At 66.6% G+C, this 13672-nt stretch carries 10 protein-coding genes and 1 pseudogene; 6 read left to right on the top strand and 5 right to left on the bottom strand.

The window, feature by feature from the left end; all coding sequences use genetic code 11:
- Window positions 1–2: 2 nt before the first annotated feature.
- The 3 genes from BHS09_RS21560 to BHS09_RS21550 form a co-directional block, all read right to left on the bottom strand.
- The gene (locus BHS09_RS21560) at window positions 3–1073 is read right to left on the bottom strand and encodes a fatty acid desaturase family protein (RefSeq protein ID WP_140798795.1); all 1071 of its coding nucleotides are present in this window, start codon (window positions 1071–1073) and stop codon (window positions 3–5) included.
- Window positions 1074–1105: 32 nt separating this feature from the next.
- The gene (locus tag BHS09_RS21555; RefSeq protein WP_140792773.1) at window positions 1106–1324 is read right to left on the bottom strand and encodes a tautomerase family protein; all 219 of its coding nucleotides are present in this window, start codon (window positions 1322–1324) and stop codon (window positions 1106–1108) included.
- 99 nt (window positions 1325–1423) lie between these two features.
- Window positions 1424–2494 (bottom strand): iron-containing redox enzyme family protein, encoded by a 1071-nt coding sequence (locus BHS09_RS21550; protein WP_140798794.1) that lies wholly within the window; start codon window positions 2492–2494, stop codon window positions 1424–1426.
- 293 nt (window positions 2495–2787) lie between these two features.
- Here BHS09_RS21550 and BHS09_RS21545 point away from each other — a divergent pair, with 293 nt between their 5' ends.
- The 4 genes from BHS09_RS21545 to BHS09_RS21530 all read left to right on the top strand — a co-directional run bounded on the left by BHS09_RS21545 (window position 2788) and on the right by BHS09_RS21530 (window position 10178).
- A complete protein-coding gene (locus tag BHS09_RS21545) occupies window positions 2788–4173 on the top strand; it encodes a hypothetical protein (RefSeq protein ID WP_237079746.1) in 1386 nt (461 codons plus the stop codon).
- Window positions 4173–6365 (top strand): phospholipase D-like domain-containing protein, encoded by a 2193-nt coding sequence (locus BHS09_RS21540; protein ID WP_140800731.1) that lies wholly within the window; start codon window positions 4173–4175, stop codon window positions 6363–6365. The genes BHS09_RS21545 and BHS09_RS21540 overlap by 1 nt, the downstream gene beginning before the upstream one ends.
- A 10-nt stretch (window positions 6366–6375) precedes the next feature.
- The gene (locus BHS09_RS21535; RefSeq protein WP_140798791.1) at window positions 6376–9285 is read left to right on the top strand and encodes a helicase-related protein; all 2910 of its coding nucleotides are present in this window, start codon (window positions 6376–6378) and stop codon (window positions 9283–9285) included.
- Window positions 9286–9479: 194 nt separating this feature from the next.
- Window positions 9480–10178 (top strand): LysM peptidoglycan-binding domain-containing protein, encoded by a 699-nt coding sequence (locus BHS09_RS21530; protein WP_140792767.1) that lies wholly within the window; start codon window positions 9480–9482, stop codon window positions 10176–10178.
- Window positions 10179–10300: 122 nt separating this feature from the next.
- Here BHS09_RS21530 and BHS09_RS40320 read toward each other — a convergent pair.
- Both BHS09_RS40320 and BHS09_RS21520 read right to left on the bottom strand, forming a co-directional pair.
- Window positions 10301–10662 (bottom strand): annotated as a pseudogene (locus BHS09_RS40320) (trypsin-like serine protease).
- A gap of 218 nt (window positions 10663–10880) precedes the next feature.
- Window positions 10881–12194 carry a serpin family protein gene (locus BHS09_RS21520; RefSeq protein ID WP_140792765.1) on the bottom strand — a complete coding sequence of 438 codons (1314 nt, stop codon included), beginning with the start codon at window positions 12192–12194 and terminating at the stop codon, window positions 10881–10883.
- Between the two features lie 177 nt (window positions 12195–12371).
- On the opposite strand from BHS09_RS21520, the gene BHS09_RS21515 reads away from it, so the two are divergent.
- Window positions 12372–12722, top strand: a complete 351-nt coding sequence (locus tag BHS09_RS21515) for a hypothetical protein (protein WP_140798790.1) — start codon at window positions 12372–12374, stop codon at window positions 12720–12722.
- Window positions 12719–13648, top strand: coding sequence for a glycoside hydrolase family protein (locus tag BHS09_RS21510; protein WP_140792761.1), 930 nt, complete (start codon window positions 12719–12721; stop codon window positions 13646–13648). The genes BHS09_RS21515 and BHS09_RS21510 overlap by 4 nt, the downstream gene beginning before the upstream one ends.
- Window positions 13649–13672 lie beyond the last annotated feature (24 nt).

The following is a 13672-nucleotide window of genomic DNA, read 5'->3' as shown; positions in this document are numbered from 1 at the left end:
ATTCACCGAGGGGAAGAAGGCTGGGAGTCCGCGAGCTCCCTCATGAGCGCGGAGAGCCCCTGGGCGGGCTCGGGGGAGACACGGGCCTGGCACAGCAGCGCGCTCAACCGGGGCAGGTCCCTGGCCACGACGCCGGGGAAGACATGGTGCTCCCGGTGCAGCGTGCGCGGCAGCCTGCTGATGAGCATCGTAGGCAGCAGCCCCAGCCGGGTGGAGCGCGCGTTCACATTGAGGTTGCCCTCCTCGCGGGTCCACCGGTGCTCCGTGAGGTCCATGAGCGTGAGAATCATGGGGTACACGGTGTACATGGGGAGCAGCCACAGGAGCAGGAAGGGGCGCCAGAGGCCAAAGTACGCCACCGCGCCCAGCGCGACGGCGAAGAAGAGCAGCTTGAGGCGCCGCTCCCGCTCCATCTCCGCGTCGTCCCGGAACGGGAGGAGCAGCGCTCGAAGGTGGTTGTCCCGCCATTTGATGGTGTGGTTTCCCTGCGGCGGCACGTAGTCCTGGCGGCCTTTGAAGAACTCGAGGACGCTCAGGAGCCCCGCCTTGACGCACGTCCAGAGCAGGCGCCCCGGCGAATAGGGGCGCTGGGTATCTCCCCGCAGGTGCCTGCCCAGCCAGTTGGGGTCCTCCGGGGTGAACAGGTGCCGGTGGTGCAGCATGTGCACCCGCCGCCATTGGACGAAGGACCAGGCCTCCGGGTGGTGGAACATCACCAGGTTCGAGAACACCGTGCCGACAAATGCATTGGCCTTGTGGGAGCGGAAGAGGCCGTAGTGACTCGCATCGTGGTTCAGGATGTAGAGCGAGTGCTGCCGACCCGCGATGACGACGATGGCGAGCAGGGTGACCAGAGGATGCTGGAACCAGGCCTCGGCGGCGAATGCCAGGGCAATCCCTGCATAGACTTCCAGATATTGCAGCACGCTGCGCCAGGGTCGGGCCTTGTGCAGCGCCCGGACCTGTTGCCAGACGTCCTTGGGGAGCAGATGACTTGCCTGCGCCCCCAGCTCGGGCCAGTCCGGCCGCGCCACGGGCGCGGGCTCCCCGGAGATGGGAATCGGTTGACTCATTTCGTCAATTCCTCGGCGCGGCGCCCCCGCGCCTAGAGCTTCTCACCCCGAGCGCGGGCCTCGCGGCGCAAGGCCACGCTCGTACCATGAACGCCCCAGTTTTCCGGATCGATTTCCTGGATGACAATGAACGTGGTCGCGGGGTCCTTGCCGAGCACATCCACGAAGACCTTCGTGATGCGCTGGATGAGCTCCAGCTTCTGCTCCGCGGCAAGCCTATCTCCAGTGAGCTGGACATTGACGTATGGCAATTTTGAGTCCTCGGCGTGGCCGCCCTGCTGGGACATGGGGCGGCCAGGAATGACAGTCGGTACGCGTCGATTCGAGCGTGAGCGCCACGGCGCCCTGCATCAAGGGACGACGTGCGAGCCGCGGTAGGGCCCGACGGTGGACACCTTGAGGTTCTTGATGTGGGGGTAGAGCCTGTCAATCACGGCCCCCGCGGTATCCAGGCGGAGCAGGATGCCCAGCACGATGTCGGGCAGGACGGCCGGGTTGCGCTCCAGGAGTGGCAGGATGATCTCCCCCATCCAGGCGTTGGCGTGCTCCACGTCGACCGTGGTGTGCTCCAGCAGGTACTCCAGCGGCTTGTCGCTCACGCCCAGTCGCCGCCAGCCCTGGATTTGCCACTCGAAGCGCCCGGGAATCATCGTCTCCGTCGCGAGCAGCGCGCCCAGGATCTCCGTCAGACGCGAGCGGTTCGTGGCCATGCTCATGTACATGTTGACGAGCGCCAGCTCCTCTCGCACCAGCAGGTCGAACTTTTGGGTGTAGACATCCTTCGGGAGGTCCAGGAACTCCATCAGCCGGAAGCGCATGTTCCGGTGGACGCGCTCGTCCTGCGCGTGGCCAACCTCATCCCAGAAGTTCTTGGCCAGCTCGAGCTTGATGCCGCCATACACGCCCGGCATCATCAACGCGATGATGTCACCGAACAGCGATTCGAGCGGCGTCTCCTGGAGGATGAACTCCCGCATCTGCTCGAAGGTGGCCTGGTCACGCAGGAACGCGAAGATGGGGTGCGTGACGTTGGATGGATGAGATTGGACGCGCTGCGTAACCCAATCACGAAGCTGTGACGCGGGAGGCAATGCGGCAAGGATTGGGGCGTATTTCTTCCGCGAGGCCTGGTGCCAACACTTCTCCAGGATGCTTTTCATCTGGCCAAATAGCGGATCGCCCACGTTCAGGCGCTCGACTGACCACGGGGCGGTGAGCAGCGCCATGTTGATGGCGTAGAGCACCCGGTGCGCCTCGGTCAACGCCGCGTCGTCTCCTTCCAGGAAGGCGCTGCGCGCCAGGAGTTCCACCTGCTCCCGCAACTGGTTCCGGGCTCCCACGACCATGCTGTCGATGTCATGGGAATAGAGCCACGCCTTGACGTCCAAATGGATGTTCTGAAGTTTGGTTTGACCTGACATTTGACATTCCTCGAGCTGATGAGGTCCAGGGATGATGAAAAGCCCGCTGCCAGCCCCCATCCGGCAGTAATCAGCGAGGCCGCACGCGGTGTACCAAACAAGACACACTGCGGATAGTGGCAATTTTGACTCTCGGAGAACTGGAACATTTTCAAGACACGGCTTTCAGAAGCCTCATCATGAGCCACTGCGTCATGGGCCGGAGAGGTCCCCAATGACACACGGGCCATACTCCCCGGGTGGTAGGTCCCCCGTCTTTCCAGCACGGCGCCGAGATGCGAGCCTGCGCGTGCATGCCCATGCTCACGCCGTTGAAGAGTCCCGCCGATGCCCTCTGCTGGGTGGCCCCGTCCGCGGAGAATCCCGAGCTGACCTCTGAAGACCCGCTCGCGCTCGACTATGTCTCGCAGCAGGTGGGGCTCTGGGGGTTGCCCACGCTGACGACTCGCTCCAGCAGGGCCCAGGCCTACGCGATGGTGCTCTATGGATTGCAGCTCGTGGAGCGGGCCATCGAGCACCATTCCTACCCCGCGACGGACGAGGTGCGGCGAGAGCTCTTCGAGCGCTGGGAGCGCTTCTGGGCTCTGGCCACGCTCGAGTTCCGAGAAGGCCAGCTTCCTCGGGGCGATTGGGATTCCATGCGGGGCGTTCGAGGTGTCCGCAATGCGTGGCGCCCCGGAGCGTCGAGCCTGCCGCTCGACTTCCAGCTCATCTCCCGTCAGCAGGAGCTGGGAAACCTGGGTGCATACCTGGCGCCGCTGCGGCGCGCCGGGCTCGTCATCGAGGGTTCCCTGCGACCGGGCCCGGGCGCGCTGGCGCTCATCGACGCGTTCTGGGACGAGCCCTCGGAGAACAAACACCGGGGGCGATACGAGGAGTACGCGCTGCTGGCGCTGGACAGGAAAGCGACGAGCATCGCGCGGGCCCATGGACGGCTGACGCTGGCTCAGGTGGGGCGGTTCAGCCGTCTGACCTCCCTGGTCGAACGAGAACGCACCGCGCAGCAGCACCGGTTGTTCGAGGCCCTCTTCGTGCACGCACGGGACCCGCACTCGTTCGCGATGAGCCAGTTGGTCGAGTCAGCCGCGAAGGCCGGGGTCTCTGCTCCGCGAGACATCCTCGACGCGGCGCTGGCGGGCCGGCTGGGACGGCTCTCGGATGAGCTGCTGGCGCTCCTGCTGACGGCGCGCCGCTTCGGTGAGGTGATGCAGGAGCTCGTCGGGGCCTTCGACCGGGTCTATGCCTGTCTGGATGGCGCCGGCTGGGTCGCCCCCCGCGAGCGCATCGGGCGCGAGGCCCTCGATGCGCGGACACTCGAGCCGCTGAAGGGCGCATGCGCGGCGCTGCTGTCCTCACCAGAGGTCGGTGCGATCCGGCGCCTGCCCATGCATGGTGCCGCCTTTCTGCGATTGGTCGAGGCGCTGGTGGAGGCGGACCCACTCGCGGCGCTCGACCTGCTGCTGGCCTATCATTCCGATGTACAGCGCGAGCGGCGACGCGGCGAAGGCTGGATTCGCAACGAGGCCGGCAAGCTCGTGCTTGTCGTCACGTCGTATACCGCGCGTCCGGAGGCGGCCCGTTTCCCGGCGTTCAAGCTGGATGTGGTCCGCACGTTGCTTACGGACCTGGGACGGCTGCCCATGAGCTGGGAGCAGGATGCTCTGGAAGGTGCCGCGTGATGCTCGAATCCCGGAGGCTCATCGAGCAGGTCCTCGTCTCCGAGCAGCCCTGCCTGGGGGCCGTCTTCTGCTCCTACACGTTCGACCCTTCCTATTTCGAGGACCGCATCCTGCGTGCGTTGCTGCGCTTGCAGGGGGACCCGGAGGAGGAGGCTGTCCGCTACCACGAGGAGGCCCGTGCGGCGCTCCGCGAGACACCGGTGGCCTGCTTCGTCGACGCCCATGTCCGCAGGGGTGGTCGTCGCCTGCCGTATGACCTCCAGCTCATCCGGGAGCGGACGTTCCACCCGAAGGTCATCCTGGTGCTGTACGACGAGGAGGCACGCGTCGCCGTGGGCTCCGGCAATGCCACCAGGCCGGGCCACGAGCAGAACGCCGAACTCTTCTTCACGCGCACGTTGCGCTACGACGTCCCCGCCGACGCGGCGTTCCTACGGACGGTAGACAGGTTCCTCAGAAGCTGCGCGGCGCTCGCGACCCACCCGGGAACCCAACTGACGCTGGTCCGCTCCGCGCTCGTGGCGAGAATCTCCGGAACGCCGCCCCCCAGCGGCCACGCGCCCGCGGATGCGCTCTTCGTGGACACCTTCAGCGCGTCCATGCTCGATCATCTGAAAGAGGCGCTCCCCGAGGAAGCGCGAGTCACTCGTGTGGGCATCCTGTCCCCGTTCTTCGAACAGGACGACCTCGACATCGCGAATGACACGAAGGGGCTTTCGTCGGTGCTCTCCAAGCTGCTCGCGCTTCGCCCAGGGAGTCCGCCTCCGCTGGACCTTGGCGTGCCCTGGGAGGACGCACCCCTCGCCCCTCCCATTCGCGGGGCAATGCCCGTGCTCGCGGAGGGCGAAGGACGGCTGTGGGCCTCGCGCTATCGAGAGGAGGTCGACGGCGAGAGCATCGAGCGCCTGGAGTACTTCGGGCTCAATCGCGTCACGGCGAAACGTGTGGAGATCCAGCTCGGCTCCGGGCGGCTTGGGCGGTACGAGCGCGAGGCGTTCGAGCATGAAATCGCCGAGGGACGGATGTGGCCCGTGGAGCCCCCGACGGTCCATGCGCCGAGCCGAATCCTCGAGCGCATCGTCCGCGAGCACGAGGTCCAACTCTGGCTCCATCCGACGGCGACGCTGACACCTTCCGGGCGCGCGAGCCGACGCCCCCTGCATGCCAAGCTCTTCTTGCTGACGGTGACGAACGCGGGCAAGACGCTGACCTATGCGCTCGTCGGGTCCGCCAACGCCTCCGACGCCGCGCTCTCGTCTGGGGTGGAGCAGGGGGGCAATGTCGAGGCGGGCGTCCTGCTCTGCCTGGACGGAGAGGTGCGCCTGTCGGAGCTGCTGCCTTCGCTGGTGTGCGCTCCCTTCGAGTCGGCGCGCTTCGAGGAGCGCGAGGCGCCCGCGGCCGAAGTCGACTTCTCGGCGTGGCTCGAGGATGTCGTCCATGACGCGGCCATCCGCACATTGACCGTCACCTGGAGTCAGCAGGGGCCAGAGGGACTGGAGTCCTGGTCCTGGTGGTACCTGGACAGGGAGCTGGCGAAGGGCGTGGGGCCGGGCTCAGGTCCGGTGGTGCTCTCCGACTTCGAGCTGGCCGCGGCGGGAGCCGAGCTGGAGTTCCGAGCGGCGGGACGGACGTGGCTTGTTCCCATCCGCGTCGCGGACCTCGCGATGCTGCCCACGAGCGCCCATCTGGCGGGCCTGGGCGTCCGGGAGTTGCTGGCGCTGCTGGGGCGCCGCGTGGGTGCGGAGCGGTTGTCGACCCTGCGCGAGCAGCGAGGCGTGGCGGGGATCGACTCCGTTCTGGACACGGTGTTTGGCGAGGGCTTTGGCCCCACGGACGTCTTCAAGGCCTGGTGGGGACTGAAGGAGGATCTGCTCGCCGCGTCGACGGTCTCCGCGTTTCGTTATCGGTTGTTGGGGCCGATGGGAGCCCGGACGCTCTGGGAGCGGCTGCGCGACTTGCCTCGGGATTCCGTGTCCGATGACGAAATCTGGGTCTACGGCTGCGAGCTGTTTCGCGAGCTGGAGCGGCTCGTGTTGCCCGAGAGCGCGGATCTGGAGGCGAAGCAGGCGCTGCTCGCGGAGCTGCGAACCCTGCTGCGCGCGGACTTGACGCGGCTGCGACCGCAAGGTGCCGGGTGGCTGGACGGTGTCGTTCGTTTCTACGGGCTCGAGGGCACCCATAGAAAGACGTGAGCGGACCTGGTTGCGGAGCTTCCTGCACCTGGATGCACGGGCCGATTCGACGGTGCCCCTGCGTGACATCGAGCGACAGGAGGACACCGTCCTCCGCGCGCTGGAGCTGTTCGATGATCAGCCAGGCGTCGTGCTGGCGGATGAAGTGGGAATGGGGAAGACGTATGAGGCGCTCGGCGTCCTTGCGGCCCGGTTGCATGTGCTGCCGGATGCCCGGGCGCTGATTCTCACCCCGGGGCCCGACCTCAATACGAAGTGGTCCAAGGAGCTGCGCGCCTTCTGTGACACCAGCCGCCCCATGTATCGGGGCTTCGCGGGTCAGTCCATGGCCGCGAGCACCCTGGCTGAACTGGTCGCGGCCACTCGCGAGACGCGAATCACCATCGCGCCCGTGAACATCTTCGCGGGAAGTCGCTCCTTGGCGGACCAGGCCTGGCTGCTTTCGTTGTGGGCGGATGCACAGGGGCTCGCCGGCAATCAGGTGGCGGCCATCTTTCGTCGCTACCGGGAGGGCGCGGTGGTGCGCGTGGACGTCGAGCAGCAGGCGTTCCTCGACACCTTCGAGTGGTCGGTCATCAGGCCCCATGCCCGAGAGGCGTTGAAAAGACACAAACAGCGCGCGGGAGAGGGCTCACTCGACGCGCTCTGGAAAAGCGAGGAGTACGACGGCTTCGCGAACCAGAGGCGGGTCGATGATGCGCTGATGGACCTGCGCTTCCGCCTGGTCGGGCAGCTCATCCCCGACTTCGACCTGCTCATCGTTGACGAGGCCCATAAGCTGAAGAACGTGGACTCGGTGCGGGCCACCGGGGTGCGCACTGTTTTCGAGGGGCGCTTTGAAAAGGCGCTGTTCCTCACGGCCACGCCGTTCCAGCTCTCTGTCGACGAGCTGAAGCAGGTGCTCTCGCTCTTCGCCCTGGCCCGGTCCGCGCCTGCTGACCTGATGGAGCAGGCCCAACGATTGTTGGACGACGTGGGGGACTACAAGCAGGCTTATAACGAGCTTGAGCGCGTCTGGTCACAAGCGGACGAGGCCGCCATCTCGGACTTCGGCGCGTTGTTCTCCAGGGACCCCCGGCTCGTGGAGGAGCCGGCGGATGCTTCCCTGCGGGCGGTGGTCCTGTGCGCGCGCCGGTTGCTGTCCTTGAAGGCGGAGCGCGTCGAGCCGGGCTTCCGGCGGTGGATGATTCGGAGCCTCCGGGAGGACAAGCGTGTCTACCGCAGGAGCCACCGCCCCCGGCTGCGGGCCGAGGGTGGGGCGGGTGTTCCCTTCATGCTTTACGAGCGGTTCATCGCGGAGCTCTTCCGGGAGAAGAGCCGCACCCACAAGGCGGCGGTTCAGATCAACATGGTCTCCTCCTACGGGGCCGCGCGCGAGGGTGCGCTGCTCTCCAGTGAGCGGCAGTCCCTGCCCGATGGCGACGCCGAGGCCTACCGCGGGCTCTTGCGGAGCGTGGTGGGGGAACTGCGCGTGGAGCAGGGGGGCCACCCGAAGGTGGACCACGTCGTGCGGGACGCGCTGGAGGCTGTCGCCCGCGACGAGAAGACGCTCATCTTCTGCGCCCGCATCGAGACGCTCCGTGAGCTGAAGCGGAGAATCGAGGCGGAATGGGAGAATCTCTTGCTGGAGCGATGGAGGAAGGTGTTTCCGGCCGCGAGCCACGGCGACATCTTCGAGCACGAGCTGGACGGCAAGCGGGTGGATGGACATCACTCTCGTTTGCGTGATCGGTTCGGCCGCGCTCAGGATGCGCTCTACCTCGCGCTGCGAGAGCGGTATACCGGTACGCTGTTGGAGGGCGTCTTGGTGGAGGGGGCCCACCTTGAGCGCGTCATCGAGCGGGCGAACGTCCTCCTGCGCCAGCAACGCGTTTCGAAGACGCAAGCGGAGAGGATGGACTGGTCCCTGGTCAAGCGCTGTGTCGAGCAGGCCGTGGCCCTCTTCGTGCGAGACGGAGTATTGGCGGCGGATGTCGACCCGGAGGTGTTGAGGCGCCTGACGGACGCGCGCTACGTGGCGCTCGGCTTCGACCTCGTGGCCGACGACGTCGAGGACTCCGCCGAGGGAGACAGGACGCCCTCCTGGTCGATTGACGCAGGGGACGCGGCCCTCGTGCTTCGCGGCGAGCATCTCTGGTCCTACCTCAAGGGTGCCCTGTTCGAGGTACCTCCCGAGCTGCGGGTCCGCACCGTCGAGCGGCTCGCCAGCTACCTCGTCGCTCGCAATGTCCCCTTCCTTCCGGATCTGCTGGCATTCGCGAAGGAGCAGGGCGTTGACGTGGAGGCGGTGGAGTCCCGGGCGCTGTCGTCTGTGGTGGACCGCTTCTGGACCACGCCTCGGGGACGGCCCTGGTTCGAGTTGCTGAAGCGCTTCCTGACCTATGCGGGGAAGCTCGACGAGGAGCGGCGGCGCGAAGTGCTCGATGATGCGGTTCGCGCGGGTGCGCTCGTCCGCCACACCGTGGAGGGCGAGAGCCGGGAGCGGCTCCGCGAGGCCTTCAACACGCCACTGTACCCGATGGTCCTCGTGGCCAACGAGGTCATGCAGGAGGGGCTGGACCTGCATCATCACTGCCGCCGGGTGGTTCATCACGACCTGGCGTGGAACCCCGCGCAGCTCGAGCAGCGCGTGGGCCGCGTCGACCGGCTGGGGTCGCTCGTCCAGCGGCTTCGCGCGCGACAGCCGGACACCACCCTGGACGTTCACCTTCCATTGATTGCCAACACCATCGACGAGCGCCTGGAGCGAACGGTTCGACTGCGGGAGCGCTGGCTGGAGTTCCTCCTGGGGGCGGCGCCCCGCATCGAGGAGTACGGCCTGGCGGACGACCCCCTGAAGCCTCTGCCAGATGCCTTCGCGCAGGCGCTCCGCGTGGAGTTGGGGCCCGTGGCGAAGGCACGGCTACCCGACGCCGGCTAGAACGCTTTTTCTCCTGGAACGGTGATGCTCACTTCGGCACGGAGGCCGCACCGCAATCGAGCGCCTCCAGTTACCTGGTTTTATTCGGGTTTTCTCGATTTACAGCCCCTCGTTTCCCTGCGGATTCCAAGATTTTGGGAAACCGGACGCAACTCAGGGAGGGCCGTGACGACAATGGGAGCCAGGAGACCTGAATGTCCACGTCCATCAATTCGAGCCGCAGGGGAGCATCTTCCTCCTACAAGATTCGCAAGGGGGACACCCTCTCGGAGCTCGCCGCTCGCTTCAAGACGTCGGTGAAGGAATTGGCGCGCATCAACAAGATCGCCAATCCGGACCTCATCTACGCGGGTGACACGCTGCGCCTCCCCGGGAGCGCTGGCGGCCGCGCCACGGGCCACAGCGGCAAGGATTCCTTCGACTCTGGCAAGAGCGGTCCGCGGAGCTCCGGCGGTGCGTCGGGTGGCGGAGCGGTCAGCGGGGGCGGCGGCGTGGCCCCGGGCCAGGCGACCCCCGCGATGCGCAGGCTCGCCGAGGCGGGCCGCCAGGCCGCGCTGGGCATGGGCGGGTACAACAGCCAGGGCCTGTGCGCCACGGGCGTGAGCCGGGCCATCCAGAACGCCTTCGGCTTCAAGGTCTGGGGCAACGGCAACCAGATCGACGACAACCTGCCGCGCGACAAGTTCAAGCAGGTCAACATGTCGCTCGAGCAGGCGCTGAAGATTCCGGGCCTCGTCCTCACCTGGGAGAGCACCTCCACTCGGCTGGGCAGCATCTACGGCCACACGGCCATCACCACCGGCGACGGCCGTTCGTCCGCCAGCGACTTCATCGAGAGCAACACGACCAACAGCGGCCGCAGCGGGTTCAAGGTCTTCATGCCCCTCATCTAGTTCCGCCGCACGGCGGAACCTGTCATCTCATCGCCTCCGGGGCTTTCGACCGGGGGCGATGTCGTGTCCGGGATTCAAGTTCACGGGGGACCGGCGCCTGACGGAGCCCTCTCACGCGCCCCCTACCTGACGGCGCTGTGGGTCCTGATCTGCGTGTTGATCCACGGGATGTAATTGGAGACACGCGCATAGATGCCGGGCAACCCCGGCCTCGCGCAGCCCACGCCAAAGCTCACGACTCCCTGGAGCACGTACCCTTGGGGCCCCGCTACGACGGCAGGTCCTCCGCTGTCCCCTTGGCATGCGTCCTTGCCTCCTTGATTGTACCCAGCCCCGAGCATCGCCTGCTCGTCGATGGTGATTCCCTGGGAGCGGTAGCTACTGGCCACGACCCGGTGATTGAGGGTGGGGGCCCGCAGGCACCGGCAACGGCCTGGTTGAACTTGATGGGCCGGTCGAGCTTGAGAACGGCGATGTCGTTCATCGTCGTGTCCGGATTGTATTGCGGGTGGGTGAAGGACCGCCCTCACCACCCAGGCTGTGGACATGCCGGATTGCTGCCCAATCGAGTCACGTGCTTATCCGCGGATCAGCAGGCCTTGCTCGCGTCATGACACGTCAAGTGGAGGCGCTTGACGCGTCAGTCGCACCTTCCTGAACCTTGTTCGTCGCGGGGCACGGGGCCGTGGTGCCACGGGGGCATCAAGGCTTCACGAACCGCCCCAGGAACAGCACGTTCTGTGTCGCCACGTGTTCGATGACGAAGATGAACGGCCGATTGACGTGGATTGGCTCCGGCTGTGACACGGGGACCATACCCACGGCCGTCGCGGCGGCGGCCTCCGTCCCAAGCTCGTTCACGGCCACGAACGCCTTGTGATTCACGGTCGCAATCATGAGCTTCGTGGGGGAGATGGCCGAAAAGTCAGCGCTCGCCGTGAACGGATCCTCCATGCCCAGCGCTTGCAAGGCAGGGATGAGTGGGAGCTCGGACTCAATCTGGAAGCGCGGCAGCCGGATATCGATCCGGCGGTTCTCGAGCCGTGCGCGGACTTCGTTGAAGAACGCGGGAGACAGCCGGGATTCCACCTCCTTGAAGCGCTCCCACTCCGGGATGATGAGCACCATCCGGAAGGTGCCTCCGGCATAGTCCAGGGTGACGGCTTCGAAGCCATCCCCCTCCATGTACTGCCCCATGCCGCCGCTCATCGTCGGGACCTGGTGGCTCGTTCCATCCAGGGCCCGGAAGGCCGCGTTCCGCGTTCCGCGCTCGCTGAACGGCCACGACCACGCGCCCTTGAAATAGACGGCGTTGATGAGCATCAAGCGCGTCGCATCCGGGAGGGACTCTTCATTGACCAGGTCCTGGATGCGGTCTTTCGTGTTCACCTCGACCCAGCGGTTGATTTGCGCGCGCGCACCGGCCGCATCGTTCTCGAAGTCCATCAGATGCATGCCGGCGCCGTAATGCCGGGCCAGGGTGTCGAGGAAGTCGTCATGGAAGGTCATGCCCTGCTGACCCCATGCCGAGTTCAGGGAATGGAAGGCCGGCGGTGTCCCCGAAGCCGGTGGATGGCTCGGGGGCTTCGCCAGTGCCCGCTCCAACGCGTTCGCCGTGGGGTGATGCCTTGCCTGGGACAGGGAGAAGCGCAGGGCCTGGGCCATCTGCGCCTCGGTGTTCCCACGAGCCCCGGCGTAGACCGTGGAGAGGGCCTGCGTGACGCTGTGGGGGGAGAAGAAGACGTTCTGCTTCTCCTGGATGGCGCGCTGATAGAGCGCCACGCCCAGGCTGGTGTTGCCGCTGACGAAGGCCGCCAGCTCTTCGTCGGTGGTGGTAGGCGCTGCGTCCCGAGGGGCCGACGAGGCGACATACTCGCCCGGCGCTTGCTCCAGTTCAGGGGGAAGGCAGCTGGCGTCCGCGGTGGGGGGCGCCGAACCGCACAGGGTGCTCTCACAGCCAGCAAGGAGCAGGGTAGCGGCGCAGCAGGCGACGACTTGAATGCGAGGGATGTCCATGGGGCCTCCGTGGATGTCTGGAAGAGCCGTGAGCCAAAGCAAGACGCGTGCTCGACGCGCGGCCAAGTGAATTCCAGGGCTTGTCGCTCCTGAGGCTCCGGCGTGCCTCAGAAAACCGTGGACGCTCTCGACGGAGCACCTGGGGTGCCTGAGCGGGCGGGGGTAGGATGCACCGCCATGGGAATGGTCATCATCGGCGGCTTCATCGTGGCGCTCGCCATTGCGTGTGCGGTGGGGAGCGTGGCGGTCCTCATCCTCGTGTTCGCCATTCGCAAGGGGTACGGCTCCTGGAAGCACTTCCTGCTGATGGGGGGAGGTGTCACCGTGGTCGTCGGCGTGACGGCGTTGATGTGGATGTTCGGAGGCCCAGACTCCTCGGGCGCCCCTTCCGGTGATGACTACAATCGTTTCATCTTGGGCGCGGCGCTGCTGGGCAGCTCACCGGGGTTGGGGGCGCTGGCGGGGCTCTTGACCTTGTTCAAGCGCAACGCACAAGGCCCTCTTGGCCCGACGGGAGGTCGCGCGTGAGGCACCTTGAATTCATCATCGCGGGGCTCGCCGCGCTCATCGTCGGATGCAGCGGGGATGCACCGGAGCCAGGCCCGGAGCCGGATGCCGGCGCCCAGGGACCCGACGCCGGCGCGCAGGTGCCCGACGCCGGCGTCATCGCGACGAAGAGCGCGAAGCGGGGAATCGCCTTCGACCTCTCGACGCCCGAGGACCTGGCGGCCGTCGCTCCCGGCGTGAGCTGGTGGTACAACTGGAGCCCCACGCCGCATCCGGGCGTGCCCGCGGACTTCCAGACGCGCTACGGCATGGACTTCATTCCCATGCTCTGGAACGGGAACTTCGACGCGGCGCGGATTGAGTCCATCCTCCGGGCGAATCCGCGCATCCAGTACCTGCTGCTCCTCAACGAGCCCAACCTCACGGACCAGGCCAACATGTCGCCGCAGGCCGCGGCGGAGCTGTGGCCACGGTATGAGCGTGTCGCCCAGAACACCGGCGTGAAGCTGGTGGGGCCGGCGATGAACTGGGGCACCATGCAGGGCTATGGCGACCCCGTCGTCTGGCTGGACGCCTTCTATTCCGCCTATCGCGCCGCCAACGGGAACCGCGATCCACACATCGATTACCTCGGGTTCCACTGGTACGACTATGGCCTGGAGTACCACCTGGACCGGCTCACGAAGTACGGCAAGCCGTTCTGGGTCACCGAGTTCGCCAACTGCCACAGCCAGCCGGATGGCGCGCAGATTGACTCGGCCGCCAAGCAGCGGGTGCAGATGACGGAGATGGTGGCCGTCTGCGAGCGGCGCGAGGACGTGTTCCGCTATGCGTGGTTCACGGGGCGGTGGACGAACGACCCGTGCTTCGCGAGCCTGCTCGGCGCCGCCGGCACGTTGACCGAGCTGGGTGAGCACTACGTGTCACTGCCCACGGGCGCACCGTAGGGCCACGTTCGGGGTTGTTCCGCG

Origin of the sequence: Myxococcus xanthus, from assembly GCF_006402735.1 — a bacterium.
Lineage (GTDB): Bacteria > Myxococcota > Myxococcia > Myxococcales > Myxococcaceae > Myxococcus > Myxococcus xanthus_A.
This window is presented reverse-complemented; position numbering and strand designations above follow the sequence as displayed.